This is a genomic window from Acetobacter sacchari, from assembly GCF_017377715.1.
GTDB classification, from domain to species: domain Bacteria; phylum Pseudomonadota; class Alphaproteobacteria; order Acetobacterales; family Acetobacteraceae; genus Acetobacter; species Acetobacter sacchari.
The window spans coordinates 111,280-131,336 of the sequence record NZ_JAFVMF010000002.1; the positions used below are offsets into that span (position 1 = coordinate 111,280).

General features: G+C 62.9%; 18 protein-coding genes and 1 tRNA gene. All 19 read right to left on the bottom strand.

All coding sequences use genetic code 11. The annotated features are described in order from the left end of the window. Positions 1–13: 13 nt before the first annotated feature. On the bottom strand, positions 14–1,660 hold the full coding sequence (locus J2D73_RS02145; protein WP_026397459.1) for a ribonuclease J: 1,647 nt from the start codon (positions 1,658–1,660) through the stop codon (positions 14–16). Between the two features lie 9 nt (positions 1,661–1,669). After that, on the bottom strand, positions 1,670–2,482 hold the full coding sequence (locus J2D73_RS02150; protein WP_207878966.1) for a type III pantothenate kinase: 813 nt from the start codon (positions 2,480–2,482) through the stop codon (positions 1,670–1,672). Continuing rightward, positions 2,466–3,257 carry a biotin--[acetyl-CoA-carboxylase] ligase gene (locus J2D73_RS02155; RefSeq protein ID WP_207878968.1) on the bottom strand — a complete coding sequence of 264 codons (792 nt, stop codon included), beginning with the start codon at positions 3,255–3,257 and terminating at the stop codon, positions 2,466–2,468. The genes J2D73_RS02150 and J2D73_RS02155 overlap by 17 nt, the downstream gene beginning before the upstream one ends. After that, complete coding sequence (gene nuoN / locus J2D73_RS02160; protein ID WP_207878969.1) at positions 3,247–4,671, bottom strand: NADH-quinone oxidoreductase subunit NuoN; 1,425 nt, start codon at positions 4,669–4,671, stop codon at positions 3,247–3,249. Before nuoN ends, J2D73_RS02155 begins: the two co-directional genes overlap by 11 nt. Before the next feature lie 148 nt (positions 4,672–4,819). Further along, the gene (gene nuoL, locus J2D73_RS02165) at positions 4,820–6,760 is read right to left on the bottom strand and encodes an NADH-quinone oxidoreductase subunit L (RefSeq protein WP_207878970.1); all 1,941 of its coding nucleotides are present in this window, start codon (positions 6,758–6,760) and stop codon (positions 4,820–4,822) included. A gap of 6 nt (positions 6,761–6,766) precedes the next feature. Then, positions 6,767–7,090, bottom strand: coding sequence for an NADH-quinone oxidoreductase subunit NuoK (nuoK, locus tag J2D73_RS02170; RefSeq protein ID WP_026397464.1), 324 nt, complete (start codon positions 7,088–7,090; stop codon positions 6,767–6,769). After that, on the bottom strand, positions 7,087–7,830 hold the full coding sequence (locus tag J2D73_RS02175; protein WP_207878971.1) for an NADH-quinone oxidoreductase subunit J: 744 nt from the start codon (positions 7,828–7,830) through the stop codon (positions 7,087–7,089). Before J2D73_RS02175 ends, nuoK begins: the two co-directional genes overlap by 4 nt. Positions 7,831–7,854: 24 nt before the next feature. Continuing rightward, complete coding sequence (gene nuoI / locus J2D73_RS02180) at positions 7,855–8,343, bottom strand: NADH-quinone oxidoreductase subunit NuoI (protein WP_086644642.1); 489 nt, start codon at positions 8,341–8,343, stop codon at positions 7,855–7,857. Further along, positions 8,343–9,401, bottom strand: a complete 1,059-nt coding sequence (nuoH, locus tag J2D73_RS02185; protein ID WP_243429565.1) for an NADH-quinone oxidoreductase subunit NuoH — start codon at positions 9,399–9,401, stop codon at positions 8,343–8,345. Before nuoH ends, nuoI begins: the two co-directional genes overlap by 1 nt. Next, positions 9,370–11,409 (bottom strand): NADH-quinone oxidoreductase subunit NuoG, encoded by a 2,040-nt coding sequence (gene nuoG / locus J2D73_RS02190; protein WP_207878973.1) that lies wholly within the window; start codon positions 11,407–11,409, stop codon positions 9,370–9,372. Before nuoG ends, nuoH begins: the two co-directional genes overlap by 32 nt. Positions 11,410–11,414: 5 nt before the next feature. Continuing rightward, complete coding sequence (gene nuoF, locus J2D73_RS02195; RefSeq protein ID WP_207878975.1) at positions 11,415–12,749, bottom strand: NADH-quinone oxidoreductase subunit NuoF; 1,335 nt, start codon at positions 12,747–12,749, stop codon at positions 11,415–11,417. A 12-nt stretch (positions 12,750–12,761) separates the two neighbouring features. Continuing rightward, positions 12,762–13,391 carry a complex I 24 kDa subunit family protein gene (locus J2D73_RS02200; protein WP_207878977.1) on the bottom strand — a complete coding sequence of 210 codons (630 nt, stop codon included), beginning with the start codon at positions 13,389–13,391 and terminating at the stop codon, positions 12,762–12,764. Beyond that, positions 13,388–14,665 (bottom strand): NADH-quinone oxidoreductase subunit D, encoded by a 1,278-nt coding sequence (locus tag J2D73_RS02205; protein ID WP_207878979.1) that lies wholly within the window; start codon positions 14,663–14,665, stop codon positions 13,388–13,390. The genes J2D73_RS02200 and J2D73_RS02205 overlap by 4 nt, the downstream gene beginning before the upstream one ends. Before the next feature lie 10 nt (positions 14,666–14,675). Then, complete coding sequence (locus J2D73_RS02210; RefSeq protein WP_207878981.1) at positions 14,676–15,335, bottom strand: NADH-quinone oxidoreductase subunit C; 660 nt, start codon at positions 15,333–15,335, stop codon at positions 14,676–14,678. After that, a complete protein-coding gene (locus tag J2D73_RS02215) occupies positions 15,328–15,900 on the bottom strand; it encodes a NuoB/complex I 20 kDa subunit family protein (protein ID WP_026397473.1) in 573 nt (190 codons plus the stop codon). Before J2D73_RS02215 ends, J2D73_RS02210 begins: the two co-directional genes overlap by 8 nt. A 54-nt stretch (positions 15,901–15,954) precedes the next feature. Continuing rightward, positions 15,955–16,320, bottom strand: coding sequence for an NADH-quinone oxidoreductase subunit A (gene ndhC, locus J2D73_RS02220; RefSeq protein WP_207878985.1), 366 nt, complete (start codon positions 16,318–16,320; stop codon positions 15,955–15,957). 337 nt (positions 16,321–16,657) lie between these two features. Next, a tRNA-Val gene (locus J2D73_RS02225) sits at positions 16,658–16,732 on the bottom strand. 148 nt (positions 16,733–16,880) lie between these two features. Next, positions 16,881–17,165 carry an HU family DNA-binding protein gene (locus J2D73_RS02230; RefSeq protein ID WP_026397475.1) on the bottom strand — a complete coding sequence of 95 codons (285 nt, stop codon included), beginning with the start codon at positions 17,163–17,165 and terminating at the stop codon, positions 16,881–16,883. 186 nt (positions 17,166–17,351) lie between these two features. Then, complete coding sequence (gene lon, locus J2D73_RS02235; RefSeq protein ID WP_207878987.1) at positions 17,352–19,838, bottom strand: endopeptidase La; 2,487 nt, start codon at positions 19,836–19,838, stop codon at positions 17,352–17,354. Positions 19,839–20,057: the final 219 nt, after the last annotated feature.

Sequence of the window (20,057 nt, forward strand, 5' to 3'; positions counted from 1 at the left end):
GAGCCAAGAGTCCTCAGACCCTCAGCACATGGACGTCGACCAGTGGACGCTTCTGGATCTTGCGGCCAAGCGCGCGGCGCAACGCGGTCTTCGCGGCCTCACGGAAGGAGTTGTCGTCCATCCGCAGTTCGTCCGGAATTTCGTCGATGGCGCTTGCAAATTCTTCCTTGACGCGCACGCTCTCCGGTTCGTCTGCATCGAGCAAACCGGGCGCGCTGACCTTCGGTTCACCGATCACATAACCCTCGTCGTCAACCGCAAAGCTGCCCAGAACGATGCCGTTGAAGAGCATCTTGCGACGAGCGGAAAGCACATCGCCATCCATCGCCAGCAGGCGATTGCCGTCGACCGCCAGACGACCGGTCGGCGCCGTATCCACGACCTCGACCTTGCCGGGCGACAGATTAAGGATATCGCCGTCCTCAAGCAGGATCGCCGAAATGCCCTTTTCTTGTGCAAGCGCCGCATGAGCGGTCAGGTGACGCCATTCGCCATGCGTCGGCACGGCGTATTGCGGACGGATCAGATCGTACATCGTCCGCACATCATCACCCGTCGCATGGCCCGAGCAATGCACCATCGCGTCGCGATCGGTCAGGACCGTCACGCCACGGCGGGTAAGATTGTCCTGTACCTGCATGATGGCGCGTTCGTTGCCCGGAATCATGCGACTGGAATAGACGACCGTATCACCCTCGCCGAGCGAGACGTTCGGATGCACGTCCGAAGCGATTCGAGACAGCGCCGAGCGCGGTTCGCCCTGACTGCCCGTAATGATCATCACCACGTTGTCGTCCGCGAGGTCGTTGACCTCCTGCTCCGAGAAGAACGGCAGCACGCCCGAGAGATAGCCGCACTCACGCGCAGCAACGTCGAGATTGCGCAGTGACCGCCCCACCAGCACGACGTTGCGGCCCGCAGCCTGCGCCGCCATGGCGATGGTCTCGACACGCGCGACGTTGGAGGCGAAGCACGTCACCGCGACGCGGCCCTTGAGCGACTGGATCAGCGCCGTCATGCCTTCACGCACTTCGGCTTCCGAGCGCGATGCGCCGTCCGTCATCACATTGGTGCTGTCGCAGACCAGCGCGAGAACGCCTTCGTCGCCAATTTCCTTCAGGCGCTTCAGATCCGTCGGCGGCCCGACCAGCGGCGTCGGATCAATCTTCCAATCGCCGGTGTGAACGATCAGGCCATGCGGCGTGCGCAGCGCCAGAGCCTGCGCTTCCGGCACCGAGTGAGCGACCGGCACGAACTCGATGTCGAACGGACCTACGTTGAAGCGGCCTGCGCATTTGATCGTGTGGATTTTCACCTGCTGGAGCAGGCGCGCCTCGCCGAGTTTGCGGCGCAGCACGGCGGTCGCGAACGGCGTCGCATAGATCGGGCACCCGAGGCGCGTCCACAGATGAGCGACCGCGCCGAGGTGGTCCTCATGTGCGTGGGTGATCACCAGACCGACGAGCTTGTCCCGGCGCTCCATAATGTAGGTCGGGTCGGGCGTGAGAATTTCCGCTTCCGGCGTGTCGTTGCCGGAGAAGCCAATGCCGCAGTCAACCGCAAGCCACTTGTCGCCCAACCTGTACAGGTTGAGATTCATGCCGATCTCACCCGTTCCGCCGAGAGGCAGAAAGGCCAGACCGTCCTTGTTTTCGTTCATTTTTAGATATTATCCTTCCGTAATCAAATCTTTGTCGTTTGTAAGATGTGGCGCGGGATTCCTCCCGGCCAGAAACCGAAGACCGTTGATGGTGAGTTCAGGATCGATGTGTTCAAACACACTCGTTCCCTCCGAGAAGAGCGGAGCCAGACCGCCGGTCGCGAGCACCTTCATCGGCGCCCCGAATTCCTGCCTGATCCTCTCGACGATCCCCTCGACCAGCCCGATATACCCCCAGAAAACGCCCGACCGCATAGCCGAGTTCGTATCCCGCCCGATGACAAGCCCGCCCGCCGGGCGCCCGACGCCGATGCGCGGCAGGCGGGCCGCCGCCTTGTGCAGCGCTTCAACCGACAGATTAATTCCGGGCGCAATCACACCGCCGCAATACGCCCCGTCCACATCCACCACGTCGAATGTCGTCGCCGTGCCGAAATCGATGACGATCAATGGACCGCCGTAAATCCTGTGCGCCGCCAATCCGTTGAGGAGCCGGTCGACGCCGACTTCTCCCGGATTATCGAGCGCAATACGAAATCCCCAATCCAGACGGGAAGACGCGATCAGCGGCTCGGTCTGAAAATACTGTCTGCACAACAGGCGCAGGTGATAGAGCGCCGCTGGCACAACGGTGCCGATCACCGCCTGACTGACGTCATTTACTGACAGCCCGGCAGCCTGCAGCAAGGTCATCAACCAAACAGCGTATTCGTCCGACGTGCGTTGCGGCTGCATCGAGACGCGCCAGCTCCCGCGCCACGTTGCGCCGTCATGCACAGCGAAGACGACGTTGGTGTTGCCAGCGTCAACGACCAGAAGCATTTTGCGCTTCCATTTTTATTAACGCTATATCGCCGTACAAAATTTCGCCGGTGACTATGCGCTTCAACTCCGGACCGCAGCGCAGAAGAAGTTCCCCGCCTTCGCCGATCCCCTCGAATTCGCCTTCAACATAGGTTTTTCCCCCGCTGACCACAAGGGGCGCGCCCCGATGCGGCCCCCGCTCCAGCCAGGCCTGCCTGATCGGGGCGAAACCCTCGCGCTCCCACACTGCGCGCCAGCGCGTCAGCGCAGCCAGCACACGCCGTCCCACGACCGCCGCTTCCGCCTCGGGATCGTATTGCGCGAGGCACGCCAGCGTGCGGCCCTCCACCTCCGGCGCGCGCCGGATATTGGCGCCGAAACCGATCACGACCCATCCGCCTTCGCCGCCGCTGGCTTCGACCAGAATGCCCGCCAGCTTGTGTCCATCCAGCAGGATGTCGTTCGGCCATTTGACGCGCAGACGCGGCGTCAGCACGCCGTCGGCCAGTGCGTCGTAGTACGCCAGCGCGCTGATGAACGACCATGGCGCGCTGACCGAGGACACGTTCCTTTCAGGCCTCATCAACACAGAGAGCGCAAGGCTGTCGCCGGGATCGGCCCACGTGCGCCCCCGCGTGCCACGCCCTTTGGTCTGGCGGCGCGCCAGTAGCGCGAGCCCCTCCGCCTCTCCGAGATCCGCGCGCTCTATGCAGACGTCGGACGTCGAGGGCAGCTCGTCATGCAGCTCGAGCCGCCAGCCGGAGACGTCCTCCCGGACGAACTCAGCCGACAAGAGCTTTCGCCGCCGCTCCGGCCGCTTCACTCACCGGTCCGAGCGCCAGAAGAAAAAGCACCGTCGCCAGCCCCATGGCGGCGGACACGAACGCGATGGACGGCGCAGGTTTGTCGAACGGCGCGACCGAAGCGTCGAAATACACCACCTTCACCACGCGCAGGTAATAGAAGGCGCCGATCACCGCAGACAGCGCGCCGACAGCGACCAGCCCGTAGAGGCCCGCGTTCCAAGCTGCGCCGAACACCATGAACTTACCGAAGAACCCGGCAAGCGGCGGCACGCCGATCATGCTGAACATGCAGATCGCCATCACCATGGCCATCGCCGGGTTGGTACGGCCGAGTCCTGCGAGGTCAGCGATCGTCGTCACCTCACGTCCACGACGGCGCATGGCCGAGATGACGCCGAACACGCCGACATTCATCACCAGATACGTCGTCAGATAGACCAGCGTCCCGCGCGTTCCCACCGGGGTCGCCGCCGCGAGGCCCATCATCGCGTATCCCATATGACCGATCGACGAATACGCCATCAGACGCTTGATGTCGCGCTGCGGGATCGCCGCCAGCGCGCCAAACAGCATCGACAACGCCGAAATCACTTCGATCAGAAGCTGCCAGCGCGGCGACATCGCGCCGAACGGCCCCATCATCACCCGCAGGATCAATGCGAACGCGGCGAACTTCGGAGCGCCCGCCATGAACGCCGTCACAGGTGTCGGCGAACCCTGATAGACGTCAGGCGTCCACATATGGAACGGCACGGCCGACAGCTTGAAGGCCAGGCCGACGACGATGAACACGACACCGATGACCAGTCCCACCGGCAAGGCGCCAGCGCCGTTGATTTCGACGGCGATCGGCGCGAACTCCATCGTGCCCGCGAAACCGTAGGCGAGCGACGCGCCATAGAGCAGCAACCCGGACGCCAGGGATCCGAGGATGAAGTATTTCAGCCCGGCCTCCGCCGCCTCCACCCGATCCCGCTCAATGGCGCAGAGAATGTAGATCGACAGCGACGACAGTTCGAGCCCGACGAACAGCGTCATCAGGTTCGCCGACGACGCCATGATCATCGCGCCAAGCGTGGAAAACAGCATCAGGATCGGCGTTTCGAACGGCAGGGCGCTCTTGCCGTCAGAATACCCGATCGACAACGTGATCGATGCGACGCCGCCCGCGATCACCAGCAGCTTGATGAAGCGCGCGAAGGCGTCCACGACGAAAACGTCGCCGTAGCCGAAGCCGCTGGAAGACGTCGTCACCAGAAACCCGGAGACGATCATCGCTGCGACGCTCAACGTGGCGCTGGGAAGGAACGCCTCCTCCTTGCGCATCAGGACGCCCGCAGCGAGGATCACGAGACCACTGACCGCCAGCACGATCTCCGGCAGGGCGAGTGTCCAGTTCATCGTCTCAACTCCATCGAACGGACGTGCGGCAGAGGCACGCGCCCCATCCCCTCACGCGCAGGAAAAGCACGCAAAAAACACCCGACGGGACGACCGCCGCTCTCGCCGCCCGGCTTACGGAACGACACGGCCGCAGGCATCGCGCCCGTCACTGGAAGAACACCACCGTCGTGACGAGCGCAACCAGACCGATCAGCATCGACAGCGCGTAGATCGCAATGGAGCCGGTCTGCGAGCGCGTGGCCAGCACCGCGCCGCCCAGCGTCAAGCGGGCCAGTTCAACCGGCGCTTTCTCGATAACGCCCTCGTCGTTGCGACGCAGAAGGCGGGCGATCACACGATACGGCCCCACGAAGATGCGGTCATACAGCTCGTCGAAATACCACTTGTTCAACAGGAACAGGTACAGCGGTCGGAACGACGAGGCCACTGCGGCAGGCAGTTCGGGCTTCGCTATGTAAAAGACATAGGCCACAGCGATACCCAGAAGCCCAGCGACGCTCGGCAGCAGCGCGATCGGCGTGGGAACCTCCTCGATCATGCTCATGATTGTATTGCCTGGCGCGTTGACGATCGCCCCGGCCCAGAACATCGCCTGCTTCGAACCGACATAGAGCGGAGCCAGCACCGCGCCAGCCGCGAGCGCGCCGATGGACAGCAGCACGAGCGGCGCGACCATGACCGGCGGGCTTTCATGCGCGCCGTCATGCAGATGCTGGTCGCGTGGTTTCCCGTGGAACACCAGGAAAAGCAGCCGCCAGCTGTAGAACGCCGTGATGAAGGCCGTGACCGTACCCAGAACCCAGCCATACATGCCGACGCTGCTGCCCGACGCCCAGGCCGCGTTCAGGATCGCGTCCTTGGACCAGTAGCCCGCGAAGGGAAACACGCCGGCGAGTGCGAGGCTACCGATCCACATCACCACATAGGTGACAGGAATTTTCCGCCACAGGCCGCCCATACGGAACATGTCCTGCTCGTCGTGAACGGCGTGAATGACCGAACCAGCGCCAAGGAACAGCAGCGCCTTGAAGAAAGCGTGCGTCGTCAGATGAAACACACCCGCCTGATACGCGCCGACGCCAATGGCGACGAACATGTAGCCAAGCTGCGAACACGTCGAATAGGCGATGGTCCGCTTGATGTCCGGCTGCACCATGCCGACCGTCGCGGCGAAGAAACACGTCGTCCCGCCGATCAGGACAATGAACTCCCGCGTGTACGGAGTGAACTCGATCAGCGGCGACATGCGCGCCATCAGGAACACGCCCGCCGTGACCATGGTGGCCGCGTGAATGAGCGCGGAAACCGGCGTCGGACCTTCCATCGCATCCGGCAGCCATGTGTGCAGGAACAACTGCGCCGACTTGCCCATCGCGCCGACGAACAGCAGCGTCGCAATCACTTCCAGCAGCGAATGCGGACTGCCGAACAGCATGTAGGCATTGCGCGCCTGATCGGGGACCAGCGAGAAGATATTGTCGTACTGAACCGTCCCGAAGGTGACGAACAGCAGACCGATGCCGACGATAAAGAAAAGGTCGGCGATACGGTTCACCACGAAGGCTTTGATCGCCGCCGCGTTCGCGCTCGGCTTCTGGAACCAGTACCCGATCAGCAGATAACTCGCGAGGCCTACGCCTTCCCAGCCGAAGAAAAGCTGGATCAGGTCATTGGACGACACCAGCATGAGCATGGCGAAGGTGAACAGTGACAGGTACGCAAAGAAGCGATAGCGCGGCATCGAGTCATGGGACATGTACCCGACGCTGTAGATATGGACGAGCAGGGAGACCGTCAGCACCATCGCCGTCATCGTCGCCGACAGCGTATCGAAACGCAGCGCCCACGCCGCGTGGAACGACCCGGCGTCAACCCAGTGCGCCAGCAGCGCGACGCCCGGCATCGCGCCGGACGTCATGCCGCCGATCAGCGCGCCATAGCTGCACAGCGCCGCCACGACCATGAACAGGATCGAGACGAACTGCGCCACGCCGTCGCCAAGACGCCGTCCGAAGAGCCCGGAGATCGCGGCGCCGCCCAGCGGGGCAAGCACAGCAATCGCGAAAAGGATCAATGCCGCCTGCATCGCCGGTCAGCCCTTCATCAACGCCACGTCCTCGACCTGGATCGAGCCGCGGTTGCGGAAATAGACGGTGAGGATGGCAAGGCCGATGGCCGCCTCCGCCGCAGCGATGGTCAGCACGAAGACCGTCAGGACCTGCCCCGACAGATCGCCCAGCGCCGCAGAGAACGCGACGAGGTTGATGTTGGCGGCCAGCAGGATCAGCTCCATCGACATCATGATGATGATGATGTTCTTGCGGTTCAGGAAAATCCCGAACACGCCGAGCACCAGCAGCGCCGCTCCGACCGTAAGAAAAGGCCCCAGACCGATCTGGGCGAAAGCGTCGTTCATGGCGCGTCTCCGTCAACCTTGCGGACCTCTTCGCGCGGAGGCTCCGGCGCGGCGGGCACGCCGTAAGAACCCGGAACCGCCGTGTCGTAATACCCCTTCGCCGGACGCAGGAACCCGCCATTGGCGTCGGTCCCGAAGCCCAGCGGCAGGGTCAGCATCTCCAGCGTGTCCGCGCGCATGCGCTCATGCTGCTTGCCGATCACCTGACGACGCCCCGTCGGCTTTTCACGCAGCGTCAACGTGATCGCGCCGATCATCGCGACCAGCAGAACGAGGCCGCAGGCCTGAAACAGCAGAATGTAATGGGTGTAGAGCAACGTCCCGAGCGCCGCCGTGTTGGTCATCGGACCACCCGGCTGGCCAAGGCCGCCCGTAATCGGCTCCGGCATGACCGGCGAACTGGCCCAGTGCGCCGCCGCCATCGCCAGCTCGGCGAACAGGACGCCTCCAACGGCTGCGCCCAACGGCGCGTAACGCTGCAGCCCCTCGCGCATTCTCGCAAAGTCGATGTCGAGCATCATGACGACGAACAGGAACAGAACCGCGACCGCGCCGACATAGACGATGACCAGAATCATCGCCAGGAACTCGGCCCCCGCCAGCAGGAACAGCCCCGCCGCGTTGAAGAAGCCGAGGATGAGGAACAGCACGGAATGGACCGGGTTCTTCGCGAAGATCACCATGGCGGAAGACGCGATCAGCACCGCCGCGAAGACGTAGAAGACAAGCTGGATCATCATGTCGGACTCTCCACCAGCCGGGGCTCAGCGATACGGCGCATCGAGTTCGAGCCTCCGCGCCAGCACGCTCTCCCATCTGTCGCCGTTGGCGAGCAGCTTGTTCTTGTCGTACATCAGTTCTTCACGGGTCTCGGTCGCGAACTCGTAGTTCGGCCCTTCGACGATTGCATCCACCGGGCAGGCTTCCTCGCACAGGCCGCAATAGATGCACTTCGTCATGTCGATGTCGTAGCGCGTTGTCCGGCGCGAACCGTCGTCGCGCGCCTCGGACTCGATCGTGATCGCTTCCGCAGGGCACGCGGCCTCGCACAGCTTGCACGCGATGCAGCGTTCCTCGCCATTTGGATAGCGCCGCAACGCGTGCTCGCCCCGGAAACGCGGCGAAAGCGGCCCCTTCTCATAGGGATAATTGAGCGTGACTTTCGGCTTGAACATCGTCTTGAACGTCGCGGTCATGCCGGCGACGATCTCGGTCAGCAGAAACGCCTTGAGGCTGCGGTCGAGGCCGGCCATCAGCTTACTCCCTGAGGCAGATTGCCCGTTGCGAGCAGGAACCCTGCGGTCGCGATCATCCACAGCAGCGAGAACGGCAGGAACACTTTCCAGCCCAGCCGCATGAGCTGATCGTAACGGTAGCGGGGGAACGTAGCGCGCACCCAGATGAACACGAACAGGCAGAACAGGATCTTGGCGATCAGCCAGATCGGACCAGGAATCCAGGTCAGCGGCGCAATTCCCAGCGGCGGCAGCCAGCCGCCGAGAAAGAGAATGCTCACCATCCCCGACATCAGGATCATGTTCGCGTATTCGCCGAGAAAGAACAGACCGAAGGACAGCGACGAGTATTCGACGAAGAACCCGGCCACCAGTTCGGACTCGCCCTCGGGGAGATCGAACGGCGCACGGTTCGTCTCGGCGAGAGCCGAGATGAAGAAGATGATGAACATCGGGAACATCGGCACGCAGAACCATATGTGCCGTTGCGCCAGGATGATGTCGTTCAGGTTCAGACTGCCCACGGCCAGAAGCACCGACACGATCACCAGACCGATCGACACCTCATACGAGACCATCTGCGCCGCAGAGCGAAGTCCGCCAAGGAACGCGTATTTCGAATTCGACGCCCAGCCCGCGATCAGGATGCCGTAGACGCCCAGCGAGGAAATCGCGAGCAGATACAGGATGCCAACATTGATGTTGGCGACCGCCAGACCATCTCCCGTCGGGATTACCGCCCATGCCAGCATGGCGAGGGAGAACGTCAGGAACGGAGCCAGAAGAAAGAGGAAACGGTTGGCCCCGCTGGGGATGATCGTCTCCTTGGTCATCATCTTGATGGCGTCCGCAAAGGCCTGCAGCACGCCGAAAAGACCGTTCACATTCGGGCCGCGCCGCATCTGCATCGCGGCCATGACCTTACGCTCCATGAGCGTCAGGTAGGCGACCGCGATCAGAAGCGGCACCAGAATCGCCAGCGCTTCGAGCACCAGCAGGATGACGTTGCCGGTCGTCGTATGGAAGAAGAACTGTTCCACGTCGCTACTCCGCCGCCACAGCCGCGTGCGGGGCATGAACGCTGGCGCATTCCTGCATCGTCGCGCTCGCCCGGCAAATCGGGTTCGTCAGGTAATAGCTGGCGCCCGAAGACGCGAACGGCTTCGAAAGCACGCTGTCGGACAGCCCTTCCGTCGTCGAACGCCGCGCGGTCACATGACGCGCCCCGACCTGCAGCTGCTCGCGCAGCGCCTCGATCGTGTCGTAGGGCAGCGTATGCCCCAGCACGTCGGACACCGCGCGCAGGATGCGCCAGTCCTCGCGCGCCTCACCCGGCGGGAACACTGCCTGGAACCCGCGCTGCACGCGGCCTTCGGTGTTCACCCAGGTGCCCTGCTTTTCGGTGTACGCAGCCCCCGGAAGGATCACGTCCGCTCGGGCGGCACCCGCGTCGCCATGATGCCCCTGATAGATCACGAACGTGTCCGGCCCGATCCCGTGCACCGGAAACTCGTCCGCGCCGAGCAGCCACAACACATCGACGCCGCCGCTGAGCATGCCGCGCACGCTGCGCCCGCCTTCGGCCGGAAGGAAGTCGAGGTCCAGGGCCGCCACCCGCGAAGCAGCCGTGTGCAGGACGTTCAGGCCGGACCACTCATCCGTCACCGCGCCCACAGTTTCCGCCAGCAGCGCGCAGGCCTTGAGCACAACCGGGCTGTCGTCGCGCGTCAGCGCGCCCTGCCCAACGATGATCATCGGGCGCTTCGCCGCCTTCAGCTTTTCGAGGAACGGGTTTCCGTCCGCCATCAGATCGGCCAGCGCCGAAGCGCCCGCGCCCAGGGATTCGTATGCCCATGTCGGGTCGGAGCCCATATCGCCGATCACACCGATCGGAAGACCGCCTCGGCCTGCTTCGAGATATCTTTTACGGATGCGCGCGTTTAGCACCGGCGCATCGTGACGGGGGTTCGCTCCGATCACCAGCAGCGCGTCGGCCTCGTCGATTCCCGCGATGCCGGACGAGAACGTATAGTTCGCGCGGTCGGACACGTCGTAATGCGCGCCGTCCTGACGGCAATCGAGATTGGGCGACCCCATAGAGATCATGAGGTCGCGCAGCGCCATCATGCTCTCGGCGTCACACAGGTCGCCGACGATTGCGCCGATACGCGAGCCGGGAACGCCTTCGAGACGGCGGGCTATGGCGACGAACGCGTCCTGCCACGACACGGCCTGAAGCTTGCCGTGGACCTTCACCCAGGGGCGATCCAGACGGCGGCGCAGCAGGCCGTCTATGGCGAAGCGGCCTTTATCGGACAGCCATTCCTCGTTCACCTCGTCGTTGACGCGCGGAACGATGCGCTTCACCTCGCCGCCACGCGCCTGAATCTGGATATTGGTCCCGAGCGCGTCCATCACGTCGATGGCGTCGGTCTTCTTCAACTCCCACGGGCGTTGCTGAAACGCGCCGGGCTTGGAGGTCAGGGCGCCGACAGGGCAGATGTCGATCAGGTTGCCGGAAAGCTCGGACGTCAGAGCCTTCTCGACATAGGTCGTGATCTCCATGTTCTCGCCACGCGACACGGCGCCCAGTTCCGGCGTTCCAGCCACTTCGGCGCAGAACCGGACGCAGCGCGTGCACTGGATGCAGCGCGTCATGACCGTCTTGACCAGCGGTCCGAGATTCTTGTCCGTAACTGCCCGTTTCGGCTCGTCGTACCGCGACACGCCGCTACCGTAACCGTAAGCCTGATCCTGCAGATCGCATTCGCCGCCCTGATCGCAGATCGGACAGTCCAGCGGATGGTTGATCAGCAGGAATTCCATGACAGAACGACGCGCCTTGCGGACGACCTCCGTATCCGTCTTGATCTCCATGCCTTCCGCAACGGGAAAGCCGCACGACGCCACCGGCTTTGGCGCGCGCACGACCTCGACAAGGCACATGCGGCAGTTGCCCGCGACCGACAGACGCTCGTGATAGCAGAAGCGCGGAATTTCCTTCCCGGCGGCCTCGCAGGCCTGCAGCGCGGATGAGCCCGCCGGCACATCGACCGGCGTTCCGTCGACGATAACCCTCACCATTCGCCTTACTCCGCCGCGAGGGTCGCGAGGGTCGCGGGCGACGGCGCATCAATCCGTCCCGCGCCGCCATGCAGCCGCTTGTAGTTGTGAATCCGCTCTTCCATCAGCGGTCGGAAATGCCGGATCAGCCCCTGAATCGGCCACGCGGCCGCATCGCCCAGCGCGCAGATCGTGTGTCCTTCAACCTGACGCGTAACCTGCTCGAGCATGTCGATTTCTTCGATCTCGGCGCGGCCTTCGACCATGCGGTTCATCACGCGCATCATCCAGCCTGTGCCTTCGCGGCAGGGCGTGCACTGCCCGCAGCTCTCATGCTTGAAGAACTGCGAAAAGCGCGCGATCGCCTTGATGATGTCCGTGGACTTGTCCATCACGATCATGCACGCGGTGCCGAGGCCAGAGCGTTCGGCGCGCAGGCTGTCAAAGTCCATCAGCACCGTTTCGCAGACCGATTTCGGCAGCAACGGCACCGAGCATCCGCCCGGAATGACGGCCAGCAGATTGTCCCACCCGCCGCGCACACCGCCGCCGTGCTTCTCGATGATCTCACGCAGCGGAACGCCCAACTCCTCCTCGAACACGCAAGGCGTGTTCACGTGGCCGGAAATCGCCATCAGCTTGGAGCCGCAATTGTTCGGACGTCCCAGCCCTGCAAACCATGCAGCCCCGCGCCGCAGGATGGTGGACGCCACCGAGATGCTCTCGACGTTGTTCACCGTGGTCGGGCAACCATACAGACCGGCGCCCGCCGGGAACGGCGGCTTCATGCGCGGCTGACCCTTCTTGCCTTCAAGGCTCTCCAGCAGCGCCGTCTCTTCGCCGCAGATATACGCGCCCGCGCCGCGATGGATGTAGAAATCGAAATCCCAGCCAGAGCCTGCGGCGTTTGGGCCGAGCAGTCCGGCGTCATACGCCTCGTCGATCGCGATCTGGAGGTGCCGCGCTTCGTTGAAGAACTCGCCGCGGATATAGATATACGCCGCGTGCGCGCCCATCGCGAAAGACGCGAGCAGGGCGCTTTCGATCAGCTTGTGCGGCTCGTGCCGCAGGATTTCGCGGTCCTTGCAGGTGCCGGGTTCGGACTCGTCCCCGTTGATGACGAGGTAACGCGGCACAGGCCCGTCGCCCTTCGGCATGAACGACCATTTCAGACCAGTCGGGAACCCCGCACCGCCACGGCCGCGCAGGTTCGACGCCTTCATCTCGTTGACGATGGCGTCGCGGCCGCGCGCGATCAGTTCGGCCGTGCCATTCCAGTCTCCGCGCGCGCGCGCGCCAGCCAGACGCCAGTCGTTCTGGCCGTAAAGGTTGGTGAAGATCCGATCCTTGTCGCTGAGCATCGCGTCTTCTCCCTATCCCTGACCCGGTTCGCCAGCGTCGAGCAGCACCTTGCGGCCGCCTTCAGGCGCGGAGTTAAAGCGATCGATCGTAGGCCCATAGGCCGGGCGCTCGCCCTTGCGGAGCGCTTCGATCAACTGCTCCGTACGGGGGCCGTCGAGATCCTCGTAATAATCGCTGTCGACCTGAAGTATCGGCGCGTTCGCGCAGGCGCCGAGGCATTCGACTTCCGTCAGCGTGAACATCCCGTCCTCGCTGGTTTCTCCAAAATGCTGGATGCCTGTGGCCTTCTTGCAGGCCGCGACCACATCGTCCGACCCGCGCAGCCAGCAGGAGGTCGTCGTGCACGCCTGCAGATGGTAGCGCCCGATCGGCTTCGTGTTGAACATCAGATAGAAGGTCGCGACCTCGTAGACGCGGATCGGCGCGACCTCCAGACGGGCGGCGATGGCGTCCATGGCTGCGACCGGCACCCAGGCGCTGTCTGTCAGGCGACCCATCTGCCGCTGGGCGACGTAGAGCAGCGGAATCACGCCACTGGCCTTACGCTCCGGCGGATACTTCGCCAGAATCGTCGCGATTTCCGCTTCGCTGGCCTCGTCGAACGCGAAATGGACCGGTTGTTCCGGCGTCTGAGCGCTCATCGATCCACCTCACCGAACACGAGATCGAGCGAACCGATGATGGCCACCGTGTCGGCCAGCATGGAACGTCGTGACAATTCATCTATCGCCTGCAGATGCGAGAACCCGGTCGGACGGATCTTGCAGCGGTAGGGACGGTTGCTGCCGTCCGCCACCAGATACACGCCGAACTCGCCCTTAGGCGTTTCGACCGCCGTGTAGGTCGCGCCGGGGGGAACGTGATATCCCTCCGTGAAGAGCTTGAAGTGATGGATCAACGCTTCCATCGACTGTTTCATCTCGGCGCGCTTCGGCGGGGAGAATTTCGGGTCCTGCACCTTGATCGGGCCGGGTTTGATCTGCGCCAGCCCCTGCTCGATGATTTTCACGCTCTCACGCATCTCGGCCACGCGGACCAGATACCGGTCGTAGCAGTCGCCGTGACGCGCCACGGGAATTTCGAACGAGACCTTGTCGTAATTGTCGTAAGGTTGCGAGCGGCGCAGATCCCATGGCACGCCGGAACCGCGCAGACACGGGCCGCTGAAGCCCCAGGCCAGCGCCTGCTCTGTCGTAAATACGCCGATGCCGACGGTACGCTGCTTCCAGATGCGGTTTTCCGTCAGCAGGCTCTCAAGGTCGTCGATCCAGGAGGGGAATTCCTTCGCCCAGCTGGCGATGCGTTCTTCGAGACCAGCGGGCAGATCGCGCGCGACGCCGCCGGGACGGAAGTAATTGGCGTGAAACCGTGCGCCAGAGGCGGCTTCATGGAATTCCAGAAGTTTCTCCCGCTCCTCATACCCCCACAGGGCGGGCGTCACCGCGCCGCAATCCAGACCCATCGCAGTCAGGTTGAGGATGTGATTCAGGATTCGCGTAATTTCCGCGAAGATCACACGAATCCACTTGGCGCGATCCGGCGCCTCGATCCCCAACAGCTTTTCGGTGGCCAGCGCGAACGCGTGCTCCTCACACATCGGTGAGACGTAATCGAGGCGATCGAAATACGGCAGCGCCTTCTGATACGTCTTGTATTCGATCAGCTTTTCCGTGCCGCGGTGCAGCAGGCCGATATGCGGCACCGCACGGGCGACGACCTCGCCTTCCATCTCCAGCACAAGACGCAGCACGCCGTGCGCAGACGGATGCTGAGGCCCGAAATTCAGCGCGTGGCTGTCAATCTCGACCGTGCGTCGCTCAGCCTGCTCGACTGCCTGTTCGGGCAGAAGAGACACCGGCACGGCCGCTTCGCCAAGGGCGTGGTCCAACGCTGCCTGCTCGATCGCATTCGTCATGACGGCCCCGTCAGCTCAGCTTTTTCATGATCTGGCGCAGTTCATGCGCCTTTTCGTCGCCGGGGAGCGTCAGGACGCCCTCCCACGGCGACACGAAATCGAAGTCGCGGAAATCCTGGGTCAGCGACACGGGCTCGCGCACCACCTGCCGACGCTCGGGGTCGTACCGAACCTCGGTATAGCCCGTCAGCGGGAAATCCTTGCGCAGCGGATGCCCCTCGAACCCGATATCGGTGAGGATGCGGCGCAGATCCGGCTGACCGGAAAACAGCACGCCGAACAGGTCGTAGCACTCGCGCTCCCACCACGTCGCGCAAGGCCACAGGCCGTGCACGGAGGGAACGGGCGTCAGTTCGTCAGTCGTCACAATCACGCGCACGCGCTGGTTCAGGCTGACCGACAGCAGATTATACACGACGTCGAACCGGTTCTTTCGCGCCGGAAAATCGACGCCGCAGAGGTCCATCATCTGCTCGAACCGGAACTGCGGATCGTCGCGCAACAGGGTCATCAGCGGGATCAGGACGTCCTTGTCGGCGCGCACGACCAATTCGCCACGTTCGACAGCGGCGGACGAAACGCCCGGAAAGGACGAGGACAGGGTGAAGGCCAGCGCTCCGAGCCTGTCTGCCGACGCGGCTCCGGCGAGACGTGCAGTTTCCTCAGCCACGCAGAATGGTCCCCGTGCGACGAATTTTTTTCTGGAGAAGCATGATGCCGTAAATCAGCGCCTCCGCAGTCGGCGGACAGCCCGGGACATAGACGTCCACCGGCACAACGCGGTCACAGCCACGCACGACGGAATAGGAGTAATGGTAATACCCCCCGCCATTGGCGCAGGAACCCATAGAGATCACCCAGCGCGGTTCAGCCATCTGGTCGTACACGCGGCGCAGCGCCGGAGCCATCTTGTTCGTCAGCGTGCCTGCGACGATCATCACGTCGGATTGACGCGGCGAACCCCGGGGAATCACCCCCATACGATCGAGATCGTAGCGCGGCATATAGGCGTGAATCATCTCGACCGCGCAGCAGGCAAGACCGAACGACATTGGCCAAAGGCTGCCGGTGCGGCCCCAGTTGACCAACTTGTCGAGATTCGCGACGACGAACCCCTTCTCGCTGATCTCCCCGGTGACGCCACGCACGATAGCGTCCTGCTCCGGACCGGGGGGAACCATGTCGCGATTCCAGACGATCGTCTCCGATCCGCCGACCGCCTTACCGTCGTTCATGCTCATCTCGCGCCTCCGCCTTGTCTCGACATCAAAATAATCGACAGCAGCCCGTCAATCCCAGTCGAGCGCGCCCTTGCGCCATTCGTAAAGAAAACCGATCCCGAGAACGCTGAGGAACGCGAGCATCGAGAAGAACCCGAACGCCCCGATCCGAGACAGACTGATCGCCCACGGGAACAGGAACGCGACCTCAAGGTCGAAAATGATGAAGAGGATCGAGACCAGATAAAATCGCACGTCGAAGCGACGGCGGACGTTGTCAAAGGCTGCAAAACCGCACTCGTAGGCCGACAGCTTCTCGGCGTACGGCTTCTGATGCCCTGCAAGCAGCGACCCGCCCAGCATGCCGGCAGAGATGACGACCGCCAGAACGCCGAAAATGAGAACGGGCAGGTAATCGTTTATCACCGAATGCAAAACCACCCTCCGCTACCATCCACCCAGCCGACGACGCGCCGCTTGCGCGACACACCGGTCCGTCAGGCCCAACCTATGCCCGCAGTCCCGGCGTGGCCAGACCTGCCCAAGCCAAGCACGAGGCACTTTCCCGTGAAGGCGCGACGACGACGCACAACAATGCCGTTCTCCGCCACCCGGTTCTACTGTTCGCCACTGCGGAAAAGACACAAAATGACATACATCAAGCGCGATATCGCGCCGACGCGCGCCAGACATGCAAAATCAGATTTTCAGGGAGTATGCGCCGTGTCCGATTCTTTTTCCGGTGAGACCGGCATGAATCATCACGGCGCCATGGTGGGCGATGACGGGATCGAACCGCCGACCCTCTCGGTGTAAACGAGACGCTCTACCGCTGAGCTAATCGCCCTCAGGGAGGCCAGTGCATAAACAAAATACTGCAATCGATCAATCGCAGTACGCCTCGGCCTTCAGGACCTCGGCGTTTGCGGCCCGGTCAACCGGGCCGTGTGCGCGCCCTTGCGGAGCGCGCACAACGCTTCAGGCGTCAGTCAGCCTTAGCTAACGGCGTCCTTAAGCGTCTTGCCGGGCTTGAAGCGAACGGAGGTGGACTCCGGAATGTCGATCTCTTCGCCGGTGCGGGGGTTACGGCCCTTGGTGGCCTTGCGGTGCGCCGTGACAAACGAACCGAACCCGACGAGACGGACTTCCTGATTCTTCTTCAGGGCGTTCTCGATAGCGGTGAAGACCGCGTCGACCACTTCGCCAGCTTTCGCCTTGGGCAGGTCGACATCGTCAGCAACGAGGGCCACGAGTTCCTGCTTGTTGAGCGGCTTGTCCATTAATACGCCTTTCTTTGTTCCGGCCCGACTTCCGCACCAGGCGGCAAGCGAGCGTTCCGGCGGGCACTATGAAGCCGTTTTTTCTTACGTCAACACTAACGAAGCGCCGAAACACGCCAAAAAAAACAACGGCGGGGGTTGCGCCCCCCGCCGTTTTCATCCGTGCAGCCCTGAGGTCGCCCCTGCTCAGTGAGGAAGAGGCGTCGCCGCCGCTGGCGAGGGAAGAGCCGCCAGAGCTTCAGGGGGCTCTTCCCATTCGATGGGCTGCGGAGCGCGCACAAGCGCTCGACCGATAACCTCGTCGACATGCGAGACAGGGATGATTTCGAGACTCTTCCGCACCGTATCAGGAATCTCCGCGAGATCCTTCTCATTGTCCTTCGGAATGAAGACCGTCTTTATACCCGCCCGCACCGCCGCGAGCAGCTTCTCCTTCAGACCGCCAATCGGCAGAACACGGCCGCGCAGCGTGATCTCGCCCGTCATCGCCACATCCCGACGAACCGGAATGCCTGTCAGGATGCTGACCAGCGACGTGGCCATGGCGATGCCCGCCGACGGACCATCCTTAGGGGTGGCTCCTTCGGGCACATGGACGTGAATATCGCGCCGCTCGAACAGAGTCGGCTTCACGCCGAAATTCGTGGAACGGCTGCGCACGTAGGATAGCGCCGCAGCGACGCTTTCCTGCATCACGTCGCCCAGCTTACCCGTCTGCTTGATCGCGCCCTTGCCGGGGACGACCACGCTTTCGATGGTCAGGATTTCTCCCCCCACCTCGGTCCAGGCCAGGCCAGTCACGACACCGACCATGTCTTCGGTTTCGGTCTCGCCATGCGAAAAGCGCTTCACGCCCGCATATTTGCCCAGATTCTTGACGGTCACTGCGATCTTCTTCGCCTTGCCCGTCACGATCTCCTTGACCACCTTGCGCGCGACGTTGGCGATCTCCCGCTCAAGATTACGGACGCCGGCTTCGCGCGTGTAGGAGCGGATCAGCTCCAGCAGCGCGTCGTCGGAGATCGACCATTCCTCGGACTTGAGGTTGTGCGCCTCGCCCTGTTTGGCGATCAGATGACGCCGGGCGATCGCGACCTTCTCGTCCTCGGTGTAGCCCGACAGACGGATGATCTCCATGCGGTCAAGCAGAGGCTGCGGCATGTTGAGGCTGTTCGCGGTCATTACGAACATCACGTCCGACAGGTCGTAATCGACCTCCAGATAGTGGTCCGCGAAGGTCGCGTTCTGCTCCGGGTCCAGCACCTCAAGCAGCGCGGACGACGGATCGCCGCGCCAGTCGGAGCCCATCTTCTCCACTTCGTCCAGCAGGAAGAGCGGATTCGAAACTTTCGCCTTCTTCATGCCCTGCACGATCTTGCCGGGCATCGAGCCGATATAGGTGCGCCGGTGGCCACGGATCTCCGACTCGTCGCGCACGCCACCCAGCGACATGCGGACGTATTGACGACCGGTCGCCTTCGCGATGGAGCGCGCCAGAGTCGTCTTGCCGACGCCCGGAGGTCCGACGAGGCAGAGGATCGGCCCCTTCAGCTTTTGCGAACGGCTCTGCACCGCCAGATATTCAAGGATACGCTCCTTGACCTTCTCCAGCGCATAGTGATCCTCGTCCAGAATCCGCTCGGCCTCGGCCAAGTCGTTCTTGACCTTGGAGCGTTTCTTCCACGGCACGCCCAACAGCCAGTCGAGATAGTTGCGGACCACGGTCGACTCGGCTGACATCGGGCTCATCGTGCGCAGCTTTTTCAGCTCGCCGATGGCCTTTTCCCGCGCCTCCTTGCTCAGACGCGTCTTGGCGATCTTTTCTTCGATCTCGGCGGTTTCGTCCTTGCCGTCCTCGCCCTCGCCGAGCTCCTTCTGGATCGCCTTGAGCTGTTCGTTCAGATAGTACTCGCGCTGCGTCTTCTCCATCTGCCGCTTGACGCGGTTACGGATGCGCTTCTCCACCTGCAGCACACCGATTTCCGCCTCCATATGGGCGAAAATCCGCTCGAGCTGCTTCGTCGTAGATGGCAGTTCGAGAATTTCCTGCTTTTCGGCGATCTTGAGATTGAGGTGGCTCGCCACCGTATCCGCCAGCTTCGACAGATCCGAAATCTGGTTCAGCGAGACGATAACTTCAGCCGCGATCTTCTTGTTAAGCTTCACATATTGCTCAAACTGGGAAACCACCGTGCGGCCAAGAGCCTCGGCCTCCCCGCCCACGGCGGGCTCCTCGATCACCGGTTCAATATCGGCTTCGAAGTGACCATCGACATCGTGCAACGCCACTACGCGAGCGCGACGACTGCCTTCAACGAGAACCTTAACCGTGCCGTCCGGCAGTTTGAGCAACTGCAGGATCGTCGACATCGTGCCAAAGCGGTAAACGTCGTCCGTTCCCGGATCGTCCTGCGCCGCGTCCTTCTGGGCGACCAGCAGAATCTGCTTGTCGTCTTTGGTCACCGACTCCAGTGCACGAACAGATTTCTCCCGCCCGACGAAGAGCGGCACGATCATGTGCGGGAAGACGACGATGTCGCGTAGCGGCAGAACTGCGACGCGTTCCGTGGCAGGCGCGGGCGCAGCAGCCGACTTCGCAGCGGATTTGGGCGCGGACGCCTCGTCCTTCACACGACGGCGGCGGGGTGTGGGAGCTTTAGGTTTTTCAGTCATAATGGAGTCGATCTCCTTACTGGACGATCCTGTGGATCGCGCCCGTCTGCGGCGCGCGTTCCCCAATCTGCCTTGCGGCGAATGCTTGCCGGGAGGCGCGAAAAAACATCCGCCCCCATCACCCGGCTATAAAGATATATCGGCGCCCGATGGGCTTCTAACAAGGCTCGGGCTCGCATCAGGCTAGGTCGGCCTTTGTCAGCGCGGCGGAGCCGACGG

Excerpts from the sequence above, each read along its gene's own strand:
- J2D73_RS02145 (WP_026397459.1), bottom strand. The coding sequence starts at position 1,660 with ATGAACGAAAACAAGGACGGTCTGGCCTTTCTGCCTCTCGGCGGAACG.
- J2D73_RS02150 (WP_207878966.1), bottom strand. The coding sequence starts at position 2,482 with ATGCTTCTGGTCGTTGACGCTGGCAACACCAACGTCGTCTTCGCTGTG.
- nuoN (WP_207878969.1), bottom strand. The coding sequence starts at position 4,671 with ATGAACTGGACACTCGCCCTGCCGGAGATCGTGCTGGCGGTCAGTGGT.
- nuoL (WP_207878970.1), bottom strand. The coding sequence starts at position 6,760 with ATGCAGGCGGCATTGATCCTTTTCGCGATTGCTGTGCTTGCCCCGCTG.
- nuoK (WP_026397464.1), bottom strand. The coding sequence starts at position 7,090 with ATGAACGACGCTTTCGCCCAGATCGGTCTGGGGCCTTTTCTTACGGTC.
- J2D73_RS02175 (WP_207878971.1), bottom strand. The coding sequence starts at position 7,830 with ATGATGATCCAGCTTGTCTTCTACGTCTTCGCGGCGGTGCTGATCGCG.
- nuoI (WP_086644642.1), bottom strand. The coding sequence starts at position 8,343 with ATGGCCGGCCTCGACCGCAGCCTCAAGGCGTTTCTGCTGACCGAGATC.
- nuoH (WP_243429565.1), bottom strand. The coding sequence starts at position 9,401 with ATGCCCCGCACGCGGCTGTGGCGGCGGAGTAGCGACGTGGAACAGTTC.
- nuoG (WP_207878973.1), bottom strand. The coding sequence starts at position 11,409 with ATGGTGAGGGTTATCGTCGACGGAACGCCGGTCGATGTGCCGGCGGGC.
- nuoF (WP_207878975.1), bottom strand. The coding sequence starts at position 12,749 with ATGCTCAGCGACAAGGATCGGATCTTCACCAACCTTTACGGCCAGAAC.
- J2D73_RS02200 (WP_207878977.1), bottom strand. The coding sequence starts at position 13,391 with ATGAGCGCTCAGACGCCGGAACAACCGGTCCATTTCGCGTTCGACGAG.
- J2D73_RS02205 (WP_207878979.1), bottom strand. The coding sequence starts at position 14,665 with ATGACGAATGCGATCGAGCAGGCAGCGTTGGACCACGCCCTTGGCGAA.
- J2D73_RS02215 (WP_026397473.1), bottom strand. The coding sequence starts at position 15,900 with ATGAACGACGGTAAGGCGGTCGGCGGATCGGAGACGATCGTCTGGAAT.
- J2D73_RS02230 (WP_026397475.1), bottom strand. The coding sequence starts at position 17,165 with ATGGACAAGCCGCTCAACAAGCAGGAACTCGTGGCCCTCGTTGCTGAC.
- lon (WP_207878987.1), bottom strand. The coding sequence starts at position 19,838 with ATGACTGAAAAACCTAAAGCTCCCACACCCCGCCGCCGTCGTGTGAAG.